This is a genomic window from Pseudomonas lactucae (genome assembly GCF_036688725.1).
Taxonomy (GTDB): Bacteria; Pseudomonadota; Gammaproteobacteria; order Pseudomonadales; family Pseudomonadaceae; genus Aquipseudomonas; species Aquipseudomonas lactucae.
This window is the reverse complement of record NZ_JAQQPT010000008.1, coordinates 100,246-118,296: the sequence shown is the minus strand read 5'-3', so window position 1 is coordinate 118,296 and position 18,051 is coordinate 100,246. Positions and strand designations below refer to the sequence as shown.

Here is an 18,051-nt window from a genome sequence, read left to right as displayed (position 1 = left end):
ATCCGCGACGAAGGCCTTCACCAAAAAATACCGACTCGGCTGGCCCGTCCTTCATTTTGGACAACTGCCCACCGTGCTCCGATCACTTACGCCGCGCGCTATTTCCATTTGTAACGAAATCGTACAATATCCTTCCAGACAGGCGCGAAAGCGGCTGCATGGTGCGGGGCTCATCATTTTTATACGGGCTGATCAATGCCGCCCAATGGAACCAAACATGTTGAAAACGCGTGTTTTTTCAATCGCTTGGGCTTTTGGGTTATTGATCGCGCTGAGCACCGTGCTCACGCACGCACAAGCCTCACAGGCCGTCAACTTGCTGGTGAACGCGCCGATCACCGCCCCCTCCGTAGCGTTCAACGCACAAACCCGCGCCTGGCTGGCCACCCGCCCACAGGTCAGCGTGGCCATCTGGGCCGGCGCCCTACCGCCATTACACATGGGTTTTCAGCAGGACCAGTTCGAAGGGGTCGCCGCCGATTACCTGGGCGTGATCGGCGCCACCACCGGCGTGCACATGGACATTCAGCTGTTCCCTTCACGCGCCAAAGCGACGGAGGCCCTGCGCCAGGGCAAGGTCGACATGCTGGCCCTACACGATGTGAGCGAAGGCCAGGACGGCCCTATCACCCAATCCAGGCCCTACGTGCTCAATCGCAAGGTGATTGTCCGGCGTATCGGTGAAACCGTGCAGCCTTCGCCGACGCTGTACGGCCAGCGCCTGGCGTATGTGGGTGACGACGCCGTTGGCGCCACGCTACGCAAGCAATACCCGGACGCTCAACTGGTCCAGTTTTCCAATCACCTGGTCAGCTTGACCTCCCTGGTCTATGACCAGGTCGATGCGTTCTGGACGGACTCCATCACCGCCGAGTTCCTGATCCGCTTGTTGTACAGCAACGACGTGTATATCTGGGGCGACGCCCGTCCGGGGGGCTCGGCCGATATCAACTTCACGGTCAGTGACCGCAAGCCCGAATTGCTCGCCGCCATAAACGCCACCCTGGACGCCATTCCGCCCGTGGACATGATGCGTATCACCACACGCTGGGGCTTGAGCAACACCTTTATCGTGGACCAACCGCCCCTGAATCTGGATGAGACCGAGACGGCCTGGCTGGCGGCGCATAAAAAGATCAGGGTGCTGGTAGACGGTTCCTACGCCCCGCTGACGTTTTTCGATGAGCATGACCAATTCCAGGGGCTGAGCGCCGACCTGCTGAAAATCGTCCGGCAACGCACGGGCCTTGAGACGGAGATCGTTCGCAGCAGCAACCTGGCGAGCATGCTCAAGCACCTGCACGATAAACAGGCCGACCTGATCGCCGCCTCGAACGTGGGTGACGAACGCCTGAGCCCCGACCAGTACACGCGCCCCTACGCCATCAGCCCGTTTGTACTGGTGACCCAGCGCTCCGCCACCGCCCCTCGCACGCTGCAGGCATTCAACGGCAAACACCTCGGTATTCCCTCCGGCAGCCCGCTGTCGCCGTGGCTCGCGCAGCAGTATCCGCAGATCATCCAAGAGCCGGTCAGCACCTCGGTGCGTGGTGTCGAACGGGTTGCCAAAGGTGAACTGGAAGGCTCGATCCACACCCAGTTCGGGGCCGACTATTTCATCAAGCATCACTTCCAACGGGATCTGCAGGTTGCCGCCGTGGTCGGCGAGTACCCCGCCCGTATCGCCATGGCCGTGAGCACCGACGATTTACCGCTTAAAAGCATTGTCAACAAGGTGCTGCTGGCCATCCCCCCCGAGGAACTCAAGACCCTCAGCGACCGCTGGCGCAACCATGCCGCCCCGGCGGTCTCCAGCTCCTGGAACACCTATAAGGACGATCTGTACCCCATCATCGCTGCCGCTGTGGCGTTTATCCTGGCGTTTCTGATCTGGAACCACTACCTGCGTATCCAGATCAAGAAGCGTCGCAGCGCCGAGCTGGCCCTGAGCGACCAGTTGGCGTTCAGCAAGACCCTCATAGATGGCTCGCCCATTGCGTTGTATGTCCGCGACAAGTCCGGCCGCCTGGCGCATTGCAACCGGGCGTACCTGGAGTTTCTACACACCCGTCAGGAAGACGTGATGGGGACGCCGTTTTCCGATACCGAGATCATTTCGCCCACGCTGAGCCTGCAATACCAGCAGGTCTACAAGGACAACGATCCCAACGTAGAGCCGACCTTCGCCGACCTGGACATCGAGGTCAACGGCCAACTGCACCAGATTTACCACTGGACCCTGCCCTTCCAGAACAGCGCCGGGGAGTTCGCCGGGATCATTGGCGGCTGGCTCGACATCAGCGAACGCGGGCAACTGATCGAACAGCTGCTCCAGGCCAAGGAAGCCGCCGACGACGCCAACGAATCAAAGTCGATTTTCCTGGCCAGCATGAGCCACGAAATCCGCACGCCCATCAGTGCCCTGATCGGGCTGATCGAAATGCTCCGCGTGCGCGGCGGCAGCCCGGAACAGATCGATGAAAACCTGAGGGTTGCGCACCTGTCCGCCCAGTCATTGCTGTCGTTGATCGGCGACATTCTGGACCTGTCGAAAATCGAGGCCGGCGCCATGGTGCCGTCACCCCGGCCGACCGACCTCGCGCAGTTGCTGGAGTCGGTCCACAAGCTGTTTGAGGTGAACGCACAGAACAAAGGGCTCACATTCGACCTGCAAATCGACGCCATGGCGTCCCTGGTGCTCATTGACTCGCTGATGCTCAACCAGATCATCGCCAACCTGATCAGCAATGCGATCAAGTTTACCCAGCAAGGGTTCGTCAAGCTGTCCCTGAAACAACTGCCGGATGATCACGAATCAGGGTTCGGGCGCTATTTGATCGAGGTCCAGGACTCGGGCCTGGGCTTGAATGAGCAGCAGAAGAAGGCCATTTTCGAACCCTTCGTCCAGGTATCGCCCAACACCACCGGCGAACGCAGCACGGGCTTGGGCTTGAGCATCTGCACGCGCCTGGCGACGCTGCTCGGCGCACGGTTGAGCATCAACAGCACACCCGGCCAGGGTTCATGCTTCCAATTGGAGTTCAAAGCCGAACAGACCCGCCAAGCCCCCACCACGACCGTGGCCGCGGCACTGCCCCAATCCCGTTATCACCTCAACATTCTGGTCGTCGAAGACCACGCCCCCAACCGCCTGCTCCTGTGCCAGCAGATCGAATACCTGGGCCACACCGCCGTGCCCTGCGATGACGGTGAAACCGCCCTGGCCAAATGGAAGCAGGCCGACCCGCCGTTCGACCTCACCATCACGGACTGCAATATGCCGCTGATGGACGGCTACGAACTGGCTCGGCAAATGCGCCGGATCGAGCAGTCGCGCGCCGTGCGACCCCATCCGATATTCGGCCTCACGGCCCATGCGCAATCCCAAGTGGTGGACGATTGCCTCGCGGCCGGTATGACTCAGTGCCTGTTCAAACCGCTTGGCATCGAGACGCTTACCCAGCATATCGGCGCCGTGTCGGCTCAGGCTGAACGCAGGGCCGGCGCGGCCCAGGCCGAAGGCGGTGAACTGCAAAAACTCAGGGCCCTGGCGCCAGAAGCGTATAAGCCGTTGGTTGAGCAATTTATCCGCTCCAGCCAAGAGGATCGAGCCAGGTTCGAGGCCCTGCTGAGCGACAACGATTGGAAAAAAATCAACACCCTGACGCACAAGGTCAAGGGCGGCGCCTTCATGGCCGGCGCGCAACCGCTCATCGAGGCGTGCAACCGCCTCGAAGCGTTAATCGAACAAGATGACCTGACCGCCGGCAAGACCCAGGTCGGCATCGTACTGAACGTCATGCAAGCCCTGGAACAACACCTGCTGGCAGACCTTTGACGCGCTGCAAATGAGCTGTCGTGGTGAGCGGGCTTGCCCCGCGCCGGGCTGCGAAGCGGGCCTAAAACCTGCATCTCGGTTAATCCCGGTACACGGCGGCGACCTTATCGGGGCTGCTTAATGCCAGTCAGTCAAGGCTTTGAAGGGGTAAAAAGTGACCTGTGGCGAGGCAGCTTGCTCCCTCGCCACAGATACAGTGTTGTCCCTTAAGCCCGCTCACCCCAGAGAGGACGTCAGTTCAACCCGCCACTGGCCCTTGGCGATGGGGTCGGCGATAAAAAACGGCAGGTCCGCGCGCCATTGTGCGTGGCTCACCACCGAGCGGTAGCGGCACACTTCAACGCCGTCCTGGTTCAGTACACGCCACCCCTGAAAGGCTCCGTCGGCCTGGTCGCTGGTACCGCGAATGCCTTGAAAGCTGGCATTGCTGCCGACATGAAACTGATCGGTTTGCCAACGGATCGGCGCATGCGGCGCAAACGGCTGGGCGTCGTGGAAGTCGAACCACGCATCGTGGCTCAGGACACTCGTGCGCAAGGTCGGCCACACCTGTTCGCGCAAAAATATCTGGTCGGCGAAGCGCGTCACGTCCGATTGACGGCCAAGCCAGGCTTGCATCAGCGGTTTGAGTGGCGGCAGAGCACCCCGTGCGCCGCCCCACAACCCCGCCAGAATCAACTCGGTATGGGTAAAGTAGTCACGCATGTGGTGAAACCAGCATGAGCCGGCCAGCCATTGCGCAACCGCCGCTTGCTCGCGTTCGCAGAGCAGCGAATCGGCATCGCGGATCAGGTAGCGGTCCACCTGCGGGTCGTCGGCTACCAGAAAACGCCACATCAACGGATGCACGCCATCCTGGGCCGAACCGCTCATGTCGACCACTTGCGCACCGGCCTCGACCAACCGTTGCTGGATCGACGGCGGCACACTTTCATCCAGGTAAACACGGCAGCGCCAATGGGGGAACAATTCGGCGGCCACCTGGACGTTGGCGATCGCCGGTTCGCAATAGCGCGGGCTCTCGCCGAACAAGCTGTAGGCAATGATGTTGCGCTGCGGCTGGTCGGTGCGAAACGCCGGCGGATGCTCGCTCGCCGGTCGGTATACGACGCCCTGGGCATGGCGGGCATCGGCGCGTTCCAAGGACAGTTTGCCGTAGCGTCGTGTGTCGTCACGCAAGCCAAGATGGCCGCATACTTCCGCCAGGCCATCGAGCCAGGTGGCCCCGGCCTGTGCCTGCTGGCCTTCGGGCGCGTTGAAGATGCGCAGGTAAATCGCATGCGCCTCGGCGAAGCGACGCAGCCGCATCAGGCACAAGGCGTAGTCCGAGAGCACGCCCATGTGCTGCGGCACGATCTTCAACGCCTGCTGCGCGGCGGTGCAGGCGCCCGCGTAGTCCTGGCTCGCCATGGCCACGCTGAACGCCTGGGCCAGTTGTTGGAACTGACGAGCCAGCGCCGCCTGACCCTGGGCCGGGCGCACGCGCGCGGCGGATTTTTTTCGATGGCTCATGCCGTTATCTCCAGCGGGGCGTAGGTACCTACACGCCGTCAATATGATGATGCTACACGCAAGGGCATAGGTATCTACGCAACTTGCGCTGAACGAAAAATCTAGAGCCAATGGCTGTTGTGGTGAGCGGGCTTGTCGAATCGTCGCACCGCCCGCTCACCACAGCGACGGACAAAACGCTCATCGCCCGTCACCCTGCAGCCAATTGCCCAACGCGCCGGCGCCGGCATACTGGCGCAAGATCGCCTGGTAGCCGTCGAAACGGTTAGTGATCTCGCTGACTTTGTTGCCGTAGTGGTCGCTCTCGGCGGACAGCACATCCAGCAGCGTGCGCTTGCCCAGGTGATACCACTGCTCGTAAAACGCCACGCGAATGCCCTCGGACTCGGTGGTGAGGCTGCGGTACAACTCGGCGCGTTCCATAAACGTGCGCGCTTCATGGTTGGCGGTGCGAATGCCGTACTCCAGGTCCAGGCGCTGCTGCTCGCCCTGCTGCCGACCGGCTTCGGCGCGTTGCAAGGCCGCGCGCTCCGAAGCGCGGGTGGAGCCGCCACGGAAGGCGCCCCACGAGACGGCCAAGTGGGTTTCCCACGGTTGTTCACGGCCCAGCGAATCTTCGGCGGTGGACTTGCTGACCACCCAGTTCAATTGCGGCAATGAAGAGGCCCGTACCACTTTGGCCTGCAACTCGGCCGATTCGGTCTGCGCCTTGGCCTGGTGCAGCGTCGGGTGGTCATCGACCTTGCTCAACAAGCTCTCGAGGTTGGCCAGACGAATGTTCCATTGCGGCGTGCGCGGAATCAACAGCGGACGCTCGCCCACCAGTTTGCGCAGGTTGATCTCGGCATCCCGGGCACGGGTTTCGGCCGAATCGCGGGCGGCTTGCGCTTGCAGCATCCGCGACTTGGCCTGGGTCAGTTCGCTGGCGCGGCCTTTGTCCACGGCGACGATACCGGCCAGCATCTTGACCAGTTCGTTCATGCGGTCCATGTACTGCTGGCTGAGGTCGACGATGATGCGCTGCTTGCCCAGCTCGACAATCTTGGTGGTGACATCGAACGCGGAGTTTTCAAGCTCGGCTTCAATCGCAGAGGCCGCCGCCGCCGACAGGTGCCGACGGCTCTCGATGGTGTGGCGAATGCGCCCCCAGTCGTACACCGGGGTGACCACGTTCAGGTTGATCCCCGCACTGTTACCTTCGCTGTGTTCCGAGCCCGAGCCGAACTTCTTCGAACCGGCGGTGGTACCAATGTCCACCTGGGGCCAACGCTGCCCCTTGGCTTCATCGATATCGGCCTCACTGGCCGAGTGTTCCGCCAGCGCCGCCTGCACCCGCGGGCTGCGTTCGGCGGCGGCCCGCACGGCGCGATGGAACAGTTCGCGCAGTTCGCGCTCGGACGGCCCGACCGCCGTGACTTGACTGGCCGCCACGGCGCTCGACACGCCCAGCGTGGCCAAGGCCGATACGCCCGGCACCGTCTGGCGCACGTTACCCGACGCGGCACCGGATGCACCGACAGGCCGCGTTTGAGCGCCGGACGTCGCGGTGAACGTGAGCGGCTTTGACGCGGTGTCGGCGTTCACCTTGGAAAACGCCAGTGTCTCATCGCCCGAACGCAACGGACGGGCCGCCGGGGTATACGCCGTCACCGGCGCCGCGCGCTCGAACACCACCGGTGCTTGCGTGACCCGCGCCGCCGGCGGGCGCACTTGCAGCTCGGGTTCCAGCGACACCGTTCTTACCCTGGCAGGCGCGGCGGGTTCCAGCGATACGGTCTGGACCTTGGCGCGCGGTGCCGGCGCAACGGGGGTCACCGGCGTACGCGCGGCCGGGGTGGCCGCTTCAAACGTCGGCAACTCGTTGGCCTGCACCGAAGCCCCATACAGGCCGGCCGACAAGCACCACAGCAGCGAAGCGAATACGTTCAAGCGATACGGCGGTTCAGCGGCGGTATGCGCCGCTGTCTGGTTATGAATGGAAACCATGATTCATCTCTCCCGGAAGGCTTCACGCGCCTTGAGCACGGGCTTGAGCAAGTAATTGAGGATGGTCTTTTCACCGGTGCGGATCTCCACCGAGGCAACCATGCCCGGAATGATCGGCAGCGACTTGCCGCCCGCCGTCAGCTCACTGCTGTCGGTCAGCACCAAGACCCGGTAATAGGTGTCGTCGGGGCGACCCGATGCGGCTTTCTGGTCGTCCTTGAGGGTGTCCGGGCTGATGTGTTCCACCCGCCCTTTCAGGCCGCCATAAATCGCGTAGTCATAGGCGGTGATCTTCACCGTGGCCGCCAGGCCAGGGCGCAGAAAGGCCACGTCCGAAGGGCGGATCTTGCCTTCCACCAGCAGTTGCTCCTCCAGGGGCACGATCTCAAGGATGTGCTCGCCGGGCTGGATCACCCCGCCAATGGTGCTGACCCGCACGTTTTTCACGGTGCCGCGTACCGGTGCGGTGATCACCGTGCGGTCGCGGATGTCGGCGCGGCCGATCAGGTTCTCGCTGATCTGCGACAGCTCCAGTTCCAGCCGTGACAGCTCGGAGTTGGCGTCGGCCTGGAACTTGTTGATGCGCTCGACGATCTGCGACTTGATGTCGTTGGCCGAACGGCGGATACGCAGCAACTCAACTTCCGACATCAGCCCTTTGGCCGCCAGCGGCTCGGCCAGGCGCACTTCACGCGAAGACAGCGTAAAGCTGCGCTCCAGTGCGCTGATGCTGTCGTTGAGCGCGCGTTTACGCGACTCATAGGCACGGGTTTCCTGAGCCACCACGTCCGGGTCCTGCTTGACCATGTCGTCGAACTCCAGCGGCTGTTGATACGCCTCGGAACGCAGACGAGCGATCGACGCTTTGAGGCCGATGACCTTGGACAGCACTTCGCGGTAGCTCGACTCGGCGCGGGTCGGGTCGATCTTGAGCAGCACCTGGCCCTTCTCCACCACGGCGCCTTCGCGCACGTTCATCTCCAGCAGGATCCCGCCCTCAAGGCTCTGAATCACTTGTTCACGGCTCAGCGAAATGATCTTCGCCTCGCCCAGGGTGATTTCCTCCACCCGGGCGAAATACGCCCACACCACGCCGATCACCAGCACGGCGGCGATGAGGTACAGCACCAGCTTGGAGCCGGGGGTGGTCTGGGACAGCAACGACTCTTGAACGTCGTTCATGAACGCGGCATCGCCGGGCTCAAGGTTGGCCGGTTTGTCACGGCGCAAAAAGGTGCGGATCACGGTCTTACCTCTGCTTTTACAGTCGCGCTCGCTGGGCGTGCAGGCACTGCCGCCGCAACGCTGGGGGTCGGTTTTGGCGCGGCGGGGGCGCCTGGGCGGGCCGCGGCCTGGGCCGTTTGCACGGCTTCGGGTGGGGTGTTGCTCGACAGCGCCGCGAGGATCTGCGCCTTCGGGCCATCGGCCACGACCTTGCCGTCGTCCACCACCACGATGCGGTCCACCAGCGCCAGCAACGACGGACGATGGGTCACCACCACCATGGCCTGGCCTTCGGTGGCGCGTTTGAGGTGCTCCAGAAACAGCACTTCGGTCTGCGAATCCATGGCGCTGGTGGGCTCATCGAGCAACAGCATTTTCGGCCGCGCCAGCAGGCTGCGGGCCAGGGACACCAACTGCCGCTGGCCGCCCGACAGGCCTTCGCCCATCTCGCCGATCGGCAGGTTGATGCCCTTGGGATGCTTGGCCGCCACGTGGTCGAGACCGGTCAGGCGCAATACCCGCAAAAACTCTTCGGCGGTGGCATCCGGACGGCCGATCATCACGTTCTCGCGCAGCGAGCCGTAGAACAGCCGCGCATCCTGGCCGACATAACCGACCGCTTTACGCCAGTCGGCCGGGTCGATCTGGTTGACGTCCAGGCCGTCGGAGAACATCTGCCCTTCGACCGGGGCATACAGGCGCGCCATCACCCGCAACAAGGTGGATTTACCGCTGCCGATACGCCCCAGGATCGCCACGCGCTCACCGGCGGCCACCGTCAGGTTGACGGCCTGCAGCACCGCGGGGTTGGGTTGCATCGGCGGCGCGGGGTACGAAAAGCCTACGTTCTTGACCGTCAACTGGCCGGTCAGCGGCGGCTTGGACAGGTACTGGCAGGTCGAGTCGCGATCCACCGGCATGGCCATCAAACCATTGAGCGAACCCAGCGCCGCCTTGGCTTGCTGGAAGCGCACGGCCAGGCCGATCACTTGCCCCAGCGGCCCGGTGGCACGCCCGGCGAGCATCACGGTGGCGATCAGGCCGCCCATGGTCAGGTCGCCGGCGTCAATCAGGTACACACCGATGATGATCAACACCACGGTCTGGATCTGTTGCAAAAAGGTCACCACGCCCGTCGCCAGGCTGGACAACGAACGCGACTTCATCGAGGTCGCCGCCGACAGCGCGCTGAAGTTTTCCCAACGGCGCTGCATGTAGGCTTCGCCGCCCACGGCCTTGAGGGTTTCCAGGCCTTCGACCGATTCCACCAGCACGCCTTGCTTGAGGGCGCCTTCACGCATGTTCTCTTTCATGGTGCGCGCCAGCGGCCACTGGATGATCACGCTGATGATCAGAATCAGCGGGATCAGCAGCAACGGCACCCAGCCCAGCGGGCCGCCCACCACAAAGATCACGCCAACGAACATCAGCACGAACGGCAAGTCGGAAATCGCCGCCAGGGTGGCCGAGGTGGCGAAGTCGCGCACCGATTCGAATTCGCGCAACTGGTTGGCGAACGAGCCGGACGACGCCGGTTTGTTTTCCATGCGAATCGACAGCGCCTGGCGAAACAGCATCGTGCCCAGCACTAGGTCGGCTTTCTTGCCGGCCACATCAAGCAAGTGCGCACGCACATACCGCGCCACCGCTTCAAAAATCATCGCGATGGACACACCGATGCCCAACGACCACAGGGTCACAAACGCCTGGTTCGGCACCACCCGGTCGTACACGTTCATGGTGAAGAAAATCGTGGCCAGGCCCAGCACGTTGATCAACACCGCGCCAATGGCCGCACTGCGGTAGTAACTGCGGTAGCGCCACAGGGTACTGAGCAGCCAGTGGCCGGCCGGGCGCGCGACTTCATCGCCGGCGCGCAGGTCGACCTTGGCCCTGGGCTTGACCAGAATGGCGTGGCCGGCATACAGCGCATCGATACCGGCCTGGTCCAACTCAACCGGCTCGCGGCCGATTTCCGGCAGGATCACCTGGTAGTAGTGGGCTTTCTTGCCCTCTTCATTGGCACGGATCACCCGCCCGAGCAGGATGCAACCGCCCTGCTCCTTGCGCAGCAGGACCATCGGCACCAATTGCTTGGGCAGGGCCTGGGGCCGGCGCTCCACCAACCCGGCGGTGAGCCCGGCGGCAGACAACGCCGCCAGCGCCAGCGACGGCGCCAGCTGGTTGCCCTTGGGCAAGCCGGCAGTGAGCGCCTCGGCGGACTTGCCCACGCCGTAGTGATCACACATCCACGACACACTGTCGAGCAAGGTGTCCTGGATAGTCGTTTGAGAAGCGGGCAACACCTTGTCTTGCACGCTTGAGCCAACAGGCGCGTCTGTAGTCATCACAAGAGTCCTGGATCGCCGGTGGCGATCACCATGAAAATGGATGTCTCAAGGCAGACCCACCTGTGCGGTGGAGCCTTGGAAACCGTTAGGAGAATTCTGACAAGACGGCCTGTTTGGATGAATAAGACCTGTCCCAAAACAGTGGCATGCCATGAGAGATGAATGTGCAGGCCACATTTGAATCTCCTGCACTTTTTGGATCTTCTGCAGTGCCTGGATACCCAGTTTTGATCGGGTTGTTGTGGTGAGCGGGCGGTGCGACGATTCGACAAGCCCGCTCACCACAGAGAACGGAACGATCTCAATCTCAGAACGGTGCATGCGAAGGTGGAGGCAAGCCCCCTCCCACATTTGGATCTCCAGCACTTTTTTGGATCTCCAGCAGTGCCTGGATGCCCAATTGCATCCCGTCTTTCAGCGCTGCCCCAACTCCACCGTTACCACCACCCGCCGGTTCGGCGCGTAGCAGGCGATGCGTTGTTCGCGGTTGCCGTAGCAGCTGTACACCACCGGCTCGCGGTTGCCGGCGCTGGAGGCGCTGATGATCGATTCGGGGATGCCCTTGGCGATCAACAGGCTGCGCAAGGTGTCGGCGCGGCGCTGGCCCAGTTGCTGGTTGGCGGCCTCGTCGCCGATCGGGTCGGTGTGCCCCACCACTTGCATCTGTTTGATCTGTGCATCGTCGTGCTGCAAGGCGGTGATCAGTTGGGCCAGGGCCTTGTGCCCGGCGGCGGAGATGTCCTGCGGGCCGGATTTGCCGAAGTTGAACACCACATCACCCGACAGCTCATAGCGCTTGAAGCGCGAGGTGTCGACCAGGTAGTCGTAATGCCGGCACGCTTCCACGGTCGAGGCGCGGGACACCGCATGGGCTTGCGTGCGCGACGTCGCCAGCTCACGCTCGGCCTCGGCGCGGTTCACCGGTTGCGGGAAGGTGTTGCCGTCTTCGCGCACTCGCAGAAAATAGGTTTTGCCGCCTTGCAGCGACGCTTGATACAGGTCGCTGTGCTTGCCTTTGTACAGCGGCATATCGTCCAGGTAAGCCCCCAGCGTATGCAGGCCCGGCGCCACGCACAGCGTGGTGTGGCCGCCCGGCAACAGGCCAGTGTGGAATTCGCGGTCAACGTAGACGTGGGCCGCGCTTTGGCGCTGCACCCCGCCTTGGGCGCGGTAGTACACCACCTGCACCTGGTCTTCGCCAACAGCGGGCGCCGACAGGTAAGGGGCATCGAATACTTTGCCGGCGTCTTTGACCACCACGGTGGCCAAAACCGGCAAGTTGAACAGGGCCGCGCTTAACAGCACGGCGGTTTGTTTCCTATCAAGCAAAAACATGGGGCGTTACTCCGCCGTGATCACCGCCTTGGCGATGACTGATGATTTATCGGAAAAAAAAGCCGCCACTGCAGGGCAGTCGCGGCCAGGGTGACCGGGTGGGCACATACGATCCAGGGGGAAGCTGTCGAGCCTCGGCGAGGCTGCGATTGTTGATCGTTCCCAGGCTTCGCGTGGGAACGATCTCAACAGGGCTCGCGCCCTCCCGTTGAAGACAACCCGTCTTACGGGCGGCTTACATCCACACGCACCACCACCCGACGGTTTGGCGCGTTGCACGCCACTTGCTCGGCTTTGCCGCCGTAGCATTCGTCGACGACCGGCTCGCTGCTGCCGGCGCTGCGCGCGGTCACGGCGTTGGCCGGCAGGCCACCGTCGATCAGCAGGCGGCGTACGGTTTGGGCGCGCTTGAGGCCCAGGGCCTGGTTGGCGGCATACGAACCGATCGGGTCGGTATGGCCCACCACTTCAACGCGGTCGAGCTTGGCGTGCTCACGGTTAAGCTGAGTGATCAGCTCCAGGATCGCGATGCGGCCACGGCTGCTGATGTCCTGGTAACCCGACTTGCCAAACGCGAACAGCACATCGCCCGACAACGCGTAGTCCTTGAACTGCGCGGTTTCTGGCGCCATCGCCAGGCTGTTGCACTGCTGCACCTTGGAGGCACGCGACAGCGCCTGCACCTGGGCACGGCTGCCGGCCAGGTCACGCTCGGCTTCGGCGCGGGTCACCGCCAGCGGCGCGCCGCTGTTGTTGTCGCGCACTTTGAGGAAGTAGGTCTTGCCGCCTTCCAGGTTGGCCGAATACAGGTCGACGTTCTTGCCGGTGTAACGCGGCGCGTCACCGATGTAGGCACCCAGGGTACGGTTGCCCGGTACCACGCAGAAGGTGCTGTAACCGCCCGGTAACAGGCTGGTGTGGTACTCGCCGTCTACATAAACGTTGGCGGCGCCTTTGGCTTGGCCCATGCCGCCGGTGCGGTAGTACACCACTTGAGCCTGGCCATCGGCCACCGGCGCCACGGCGCTGTACGACGTACCGAAGGTCTGGATACCACCCGAACGGTACTGTTGCTCTGCCTGAGCCAGTGGCATCGCGCAGAGGGCAGCGGCAAACGCCGCGGCACTGAAGGTCTTGTTACGTGCAAACATGATTAAAACTCCACCGCGAACACCCCATGGCGTTCGCAGCTATTGAATAGGTTGAGGCTGGCGTGAACCAACCGCTTGGCCGCCCAAACCCGGCGCAGGCAAAACCTGCGCTGGGTGTTGGTCGTTACACCAGGTTGGTGGTGACGCCGTCCTGAACCAGCAACTGCGCATCGAGGGTCGAGTGTTGGTACACGTTGTACGTCACACCGGCGACGGTGGTGGTACCCACGGTGGCCCAATCACCCGGATCGGTGCCGTCCGGCAGCAGGTCGTCGAGGTTGACGACGTCGCCGGCGTTGCCTTTGATCATCATCTGGGTCACGTCGTCGCCGGTGAACAGGCTGCTGTCACCCTGGGCCAGAACGTCGCCGAGGGACAGGTTCAGGGTGTTGTTGCCGGTGCCGGTGAGGTCGATGATTTCGATTGAGGTGACTTTGTTGGCCAGGGCCGACAGATCCAGAACTTGATCAGCACCGGTGAGCTTCACGGTGTCGATATCGTCACCACCCTTGATGAAAACGCCTTCCGCGTCGAGTTCTTCGATGTTGTCGAGAAGGAAAACGTCGTTATCAATTTTATCGCTATTGGCCACTTCATTTACTGGCAGAGTTACATCCTGCCCTAATTTGAAATTATCAATGGCGATTCCAGAAAGATCGCTAACGGACACTTCAAAGTACGAAACGCCAACTCCATGCGGAGGAGTATATGAAAATTCATTCAATCCAAAACCGACATCAAATCTAACACTTTCTATAAGATTTCCGTCAGCATCGTAAAAGTCAATAATTGTATGGCCATAATTGCCACCACCCACCGAAAACTGTATAGCATCGGTAACCCCATCAATATCAAATCTTGAGCGACTACGATCCGATAACACCATCACAGTAGTGCCAAACTCAGGAATTGACAATGAATCTGCTTCAATTCCATTTACCCCCCCCCGCCAGTAACAAGACCAAGCGCTAACATACTTAAAGTCAGCCCCCCACCTATAGCTACCGAAGTATTGAGATTGAATGTTTGATGAGTAAGCCCCTCCATATCTGCAGTGCCCGAAAAGCCAACTACCGAAAACTCAAACGGAGTACTTTCAGCACTAACATTTCCTACCGCATCCACTGTACTTGCAGTAAATTCATGCTCCCCTAACGCTATCGGTTCAACCGTCTGAAAATCCCACTTGCCCGTTGTTGTATCCGCAACAGCAGTGCCAAGAAATTCTCCGTCCAAGAAAATAGAAACAGTGCTACCAGGCTCAGCCGTGCCTGAAAGCGCCGGCAATTGATCGTCTGTAAGACCACCACTGGCCACAGGATCAGTATTGGAACCAACGTCGTCGATCAAAGAGCCGATGACCGGTACAGCAGGCGCCGAGGTATCAACAATAATGGTCCACGAAGCCGACGGCACACTCTGATTCCCCGCCGCATCCTGAGACACAACAGTGAACACGTTAGTGCTGCCGTTGTTCAACGGCGGGTTAGGCGTAAACGACCAGCTACCGTCCGGATTGACAGTGACACGGTGCAATTCCACACCACCGTTTCGAATGATGATGGTTTCACCCGCCACACCGGTACCCCGCAGGGTCGGAGTGGTGTCGTCGGTGGTCGAGCCATCGACGAGCGGGTCGCGAACGCTACCCACGTCATCGGTGATCGAATCAATGGTCGGCGCCGCGGATGGCGTCAGGTCGATTTCCAGACGGAACGGTGCCGTTGGGGCGCTTTCGCCGCCAGCCGGGGTGGTCACGGTGGCAGTGAACACATAATTGCCTTCCGCCAGCGCCGGGTTGATTTCAAAGCTCCATCGGCCCAACGGGTCAACCTTCGCGGTCATAGGCAACGCCTTGCCGTCCACGTAAATGGTCACGGTGCCACCGGGTGTGCCACGGCCGCTCAGGGTCGGCGTGGTGTCATCGGTCACGCCGCCGTCAACCAGTGGGTTCCGGATGACGCCGACATTATCGCCAGCCTCGTCAATGCTGATGACCACAGCGCGGGTGTCAATGGTGAAGTTGATTGGCGTGCTGGCCGCACTGCGGTTACCCGCGTCATCCACTACGACCGTGCTGAAGCTGTAGCTGCCATCCTTCAGTGAGGGCGGGGTGAATGTCCAGTTACCGTCCGCGTCGACTTTTACGCTGTAAGACTCACCGTTACCCAGGGAAATAATGACCGTGGCATGCGGCTCAGCGGTGCCGTTGAACGTCGGGGTGCTGTCATCGGTGGTGTCGCCGTCCTCAATCGGAACGATTGTACCGACGTTATCCGTCAGGGTGCCATCCGCAGTTGCTGGAGCGGTAGTATCCACGATGATCGGGTACGGGCCGGAAGGCACGCTGGTGTTGCCTGCTGCGTTGGTGGCGGTCACCGTCAGGTCATTGGCCCCTTCGCTCAGCGCCGGGTTGGGCGTGATGGCCCAGCGGCCCACCGCATCGGCGGCGATGCTGCCCGCCGGAACGCCGTTGACGAACAGCTGAATGATCGCAAACGGTTCGGCGGTACCGGAGACTTCCGGCAGGGTGTCGTTGGTGTGACCGTCCGGCGAAATATTGCCGATGCCATCGGCCACATCATCGGCCACGCCGGTGATGCTCGGTGCGGTTGGCGTGCCACCGGCGATCAGTTCGAAGCGATGCTCGCCGGACGATTGGCTGACATTGCCGGCCGGGTCCGTGGCTGTAACGGTCAACACATGGCTGCCGTTGAGCAGTGCCGGTACCGGCAGGTGCGACCAGTTGCCGTCGGCGTCGACGCGCTCGCTACCGATTGCGATGCCGTTGTCGTAGATGATCACCAGGCTGCCGGGCTCGGCGGTACCGGAGATGTGCGGCTGGGCATCGTCGGTGGTGCCATCCTGGCCAATCGGGCCGATAACGTTGCCCTGGTCGTCCACGACACTACCGATGGTCGGTGCGGCGGGAGCGGTGGTGTCGACAATCACGATCCATGGGTCGGACGGCTCGCTGTCGTTGCCGGCCGGGTCACGGATGACTACCACAATTTCGTGGGAACCTTCGCCCAGGCCAGGTTCTTCCGGCGTGAATTCCCAGCGGCCGTCTTCGCCGACGATGGCGGTGCCGATTTCGACGCCGTTGTCGATGATGACCACAGTGTCGCCGGGTGTGGCGCCGCCGCCTTGGAAGGTCGGGGTTTTGTCGTCAGTGGTGTCGCCATTTTTGATGTCGTCTTGGTCCGGCCCGAAGTTGTCTTGTACAAGCTCGATGGCACCGGTGCCCGCGCCCGGTTTGGTCGGTGCAGTGGTGTCGACGATGATCGGGAACGGCAGCGAAGGTACGCTGACGTTGCCGGCGGCGTCTTCGGAAATCAGGGTGAACTCGTGAGCGCCTTCGGCCAGTGCCGGGTCCGGGGTGAAGCTCCACTTGCCATCGGCATCGGCCAAGACGCTGCCGATTTCCACGCCGTTGTCGAGGATGCGCACGATGGAGCCGGCTTCGGCGGTACCGCTGAGGGTCGGGGTGGTGTCGTTGGTGTGGCCGCCGCTGGCGATCAGGCCTTCGTTCGGCGCGACGTCGTCGAAGACGCCTTCGATCAACGGACGCCCAGGCGCCACGGTGTCGACGATGATTTCATGGCCTGGGGAAGGCTCGCCTTTGTTGCCGTCCTGGTCCACCGGAATGATCACAATGGTGTGCGAACCGTCGCTCAGGCCAGGCTCGGCCGGGGTGAACGTCCACTTGCCGTCTTCGCCGACGATGGCGGTGCCGATGGTTTTGCCGTTGTCGACGATTTCGACGCTGGTGCCAGGGCGGCCGATGCCGGTGAAGGTGGGGGTGCGGTCGTCGGTGGACTCGCCAGGCAGGATATCGCCTCGCTTGTCGCCGACGTCGTCGTTCGCGCCGCCGATGGCGCCTTTGTCCGGGTTGCTGCCGGCAGCGACGCCGTCTTTTTTGCTGTCGCTGTCGCGGGTGGCCGCATAGATGCCGCCCAGCAGGCCCAGGGCACCCAGGCCCAGCAGCGCCGGCCAGAACCAACCGATACCGCTGCCGGCCACCAGGCCATTGCCGAAACCGGCCAGCGACTGTGCGCCCAGCACTTGTGGCGATTCAATGCCTTCGTACAGGAACGCGGCGGAGCGGTCCTGGTCGGCGTCGGAGGAGATGTACGGGTAGTAGGAACCGTCTTCGGCAATACCGACCAGTTGGCCACCGGTGCCTTCGAAGTTTTCGATGATCAGGTCGGGCTGGTCCGGGTCGGAACCTTCCAGAGCGATGTGCAGGTTTTTGCCTACGCGCTTGATGGTGATGTTTTCCGGGGCGATGCCTTTTTCACCTTCGCCGAGGATGTATTTGCCACCCTGCACGGCTTTGATACGCACAGGTTGACCGGTTTTGGCGGCACCGAGGTCCACCGTTTGGGTAATCGTTTTGCCGTCTACAACGGCGACATTCACTGCTTTGTTCACGTTATCTGCCTACTGTTTAGTCAGGATGGTCGTCATACCGGTAAATCCGGTATACCTATCAACCAAGCCACTCCGTTAAGAGGAATCCTTGGGATGCAGGAATTGTCCTTGTATGGCGTAATCCGCAATATAAGAACTGTCTCAAAACCCCGAACCTCTACCAGGTAGTTGACCGGGTAATACGGGCACGGTATTTCCCGTGCCAGGGTGCTGCCTCGCT

Annotated in this window: 9 protein-coding genes; 1 reads left to right on the top strand and 8 read right to left on the bottom strand. The window is 61.9% G+C overall.

Annotation, left to right across the window (positions count from 1 at the left end; genetic code table 11):
* Positions 1–217: 217 nt before the first annotated feature.
* Positions 218–3,838 carry a transporter substrate-binding domain-containing protein gene (locus V6M90_RS11170; protein ID WP_332846474.1) on the top strand — a complete coding sequence of 1,207 codons (3,621 nt, stop codon included), beginning with the start codon at positions 218–220 and terminating at the stop codon, positions 3,836–3,838.
* A 216-nt stretch (positions 3,839–4,054) separates the two neighbouring features.
* On the opposite strand, the gene V6M90_RS11165 is transcribed toward V6M90_RS11170, so the two are convergent.
* From V6M90_RS11165 to V6M90_RS11130, 8 genes are all read right to left on the bottom strand, one after another.
* Positions 4,055–5,350, bottom strand: coding sequence for a tetratricopeptide repeat protein (locus V6M90_RS11165; RefSeq protein WP_219996003.1), 1,296 nt, complete (start codon positions 5,348–5,350; stop codon positions 4,055–4,057).
* 180 nt (positions 5,351–5,530) lie between these two features.
* Positions 5,531–7,336: a TolC family protein gene (locus V6M90_RS11160; RefSeq protein ID WP_332846473.1), complete on the bottom strand. Its 1,806-nt coding sequence runs from the start codon at positions 7,334–7,336 to the stop codon at positions 5,531–5,533.
* A gap of 3 nt (positions 7,337–7,339) precedes the next feature.
* Positions 7,340–8,581 carry an HlyD family type I secretion periplasmic adaptor subunit gene (locus tag V6M90_RS11155; protein ID WP_141063336.1) on the bottom strand — a complete coding sequence of 414 codons (1,242 nt, stop codon included), beginning with the start codon at positions 8,579–8,581 and terminating at the stop codon, positions 7,340–7,342.
* A complete protein-coding gene (locus tag V6M90_RS11150) occupies positions 8,578–10,908 on the bottom strand; it encodes a type I secretion system permease/ATPase (protein WP_332846472.1) in 2,331 nt (776 codons plus the stop codon). The genes V6M90_RS11155 and V6M90_RS11150 overlap by 4 nt, the downstream gene beginning before the upstream one ends.
* Positions 10,909–11,325: 417 nt before the next feature.
* Positions 11,326–12,246: an OmpA family protein gene (locus V6M90_RS11145; RefSeq protein ID WP_003174614.1), complete on the bottom strand. Its 921-nt coding sequence runs from the start codon at positions 12,244–12,246 to the stop codon at positions 11,326–11,328.
* 224 nt (positions 12,247–12,470) lie between these two features.
* The gene (locus tag V6M90_RS11140; RefSeq protein WP_332846471.1) at positions 12,471–13,397 is read right to left on the bottom strand and encodes an OmpA family protein; all 927 of its coding nucleotides are present in this window, start codon (positions 13,395–13,397) and stop codon (positions 12,471–12,473) included.
* A gap of 124 nt (positions 13,398–13,521) precedes the next feature.
* On the bottom strand, positions 13,522–13,989 hold the full coding sequence (locus V6M90_RS11135) for a hypothetical protein (RefSeq protein ID WP_332846470.1): 468 nt from the start codon (positions 13,987–13,989) through the stop codon (positions 13,522–13,524).
* Between the two features lie 344 nt (positions 13,990–14,333).
* A complete protein-coding gene (locus tag V6M90_RS11130) occupies positions 14,334–17,831 on the bottom strand; it encodes an Ig-like domain-containing protein (RefSeq protein WP_332846469.1) in 3,498 nt (1,165 codons plus the stop codon).
* Positions 17,832–18,051 lie beyond the last annotated feature (220 nt).

Coding starts and splice junctions, on each gene's coding strand:
- V6M90_RS11165 (WP_219996003.1), bottom strand. CDS start 5,350: ATGAGCCATCGAAAAAAATCCGCCGCGCGCGTGCGCCCGGCCCAGGGT.
- V6M90_RS11145 (WP_003174614.1), bottom strand. CDS start 12,246: ATGTTTTTGCTTGATAGGAAACAAACCGCCGTGCTGTTAAGCGCGGCC.
- V6M90_RS11150 (WP_332846472.1), bottom strand. CDS start 10,908: ATGACTACAGACGCGCCTGTTGGCTCAAGCGTGCAAGACAAGGTGTTG.
- V6M90_RS11160 (WP_332846473.1), bottom strand. CDS start 7,336: ATGGTTTCCATTCATAACCAGACAGCGGCGCATACCGCCGCTGAACCG.
- V6M90_RS11140 (WP_332846471.1), bottom strand. CDS start 13,397: ATGTTTGCACGTAACAAGACCTTCAGTGCCGCGGCGTTTGCCGCTGCC.
- V6M90_RS11170 (WP_332846474.1), top strand. CDS start 218: ATGTTGAAAACGCGTGTTTTTTCAATCGCTTGGGCTTTTGGGTTATTG.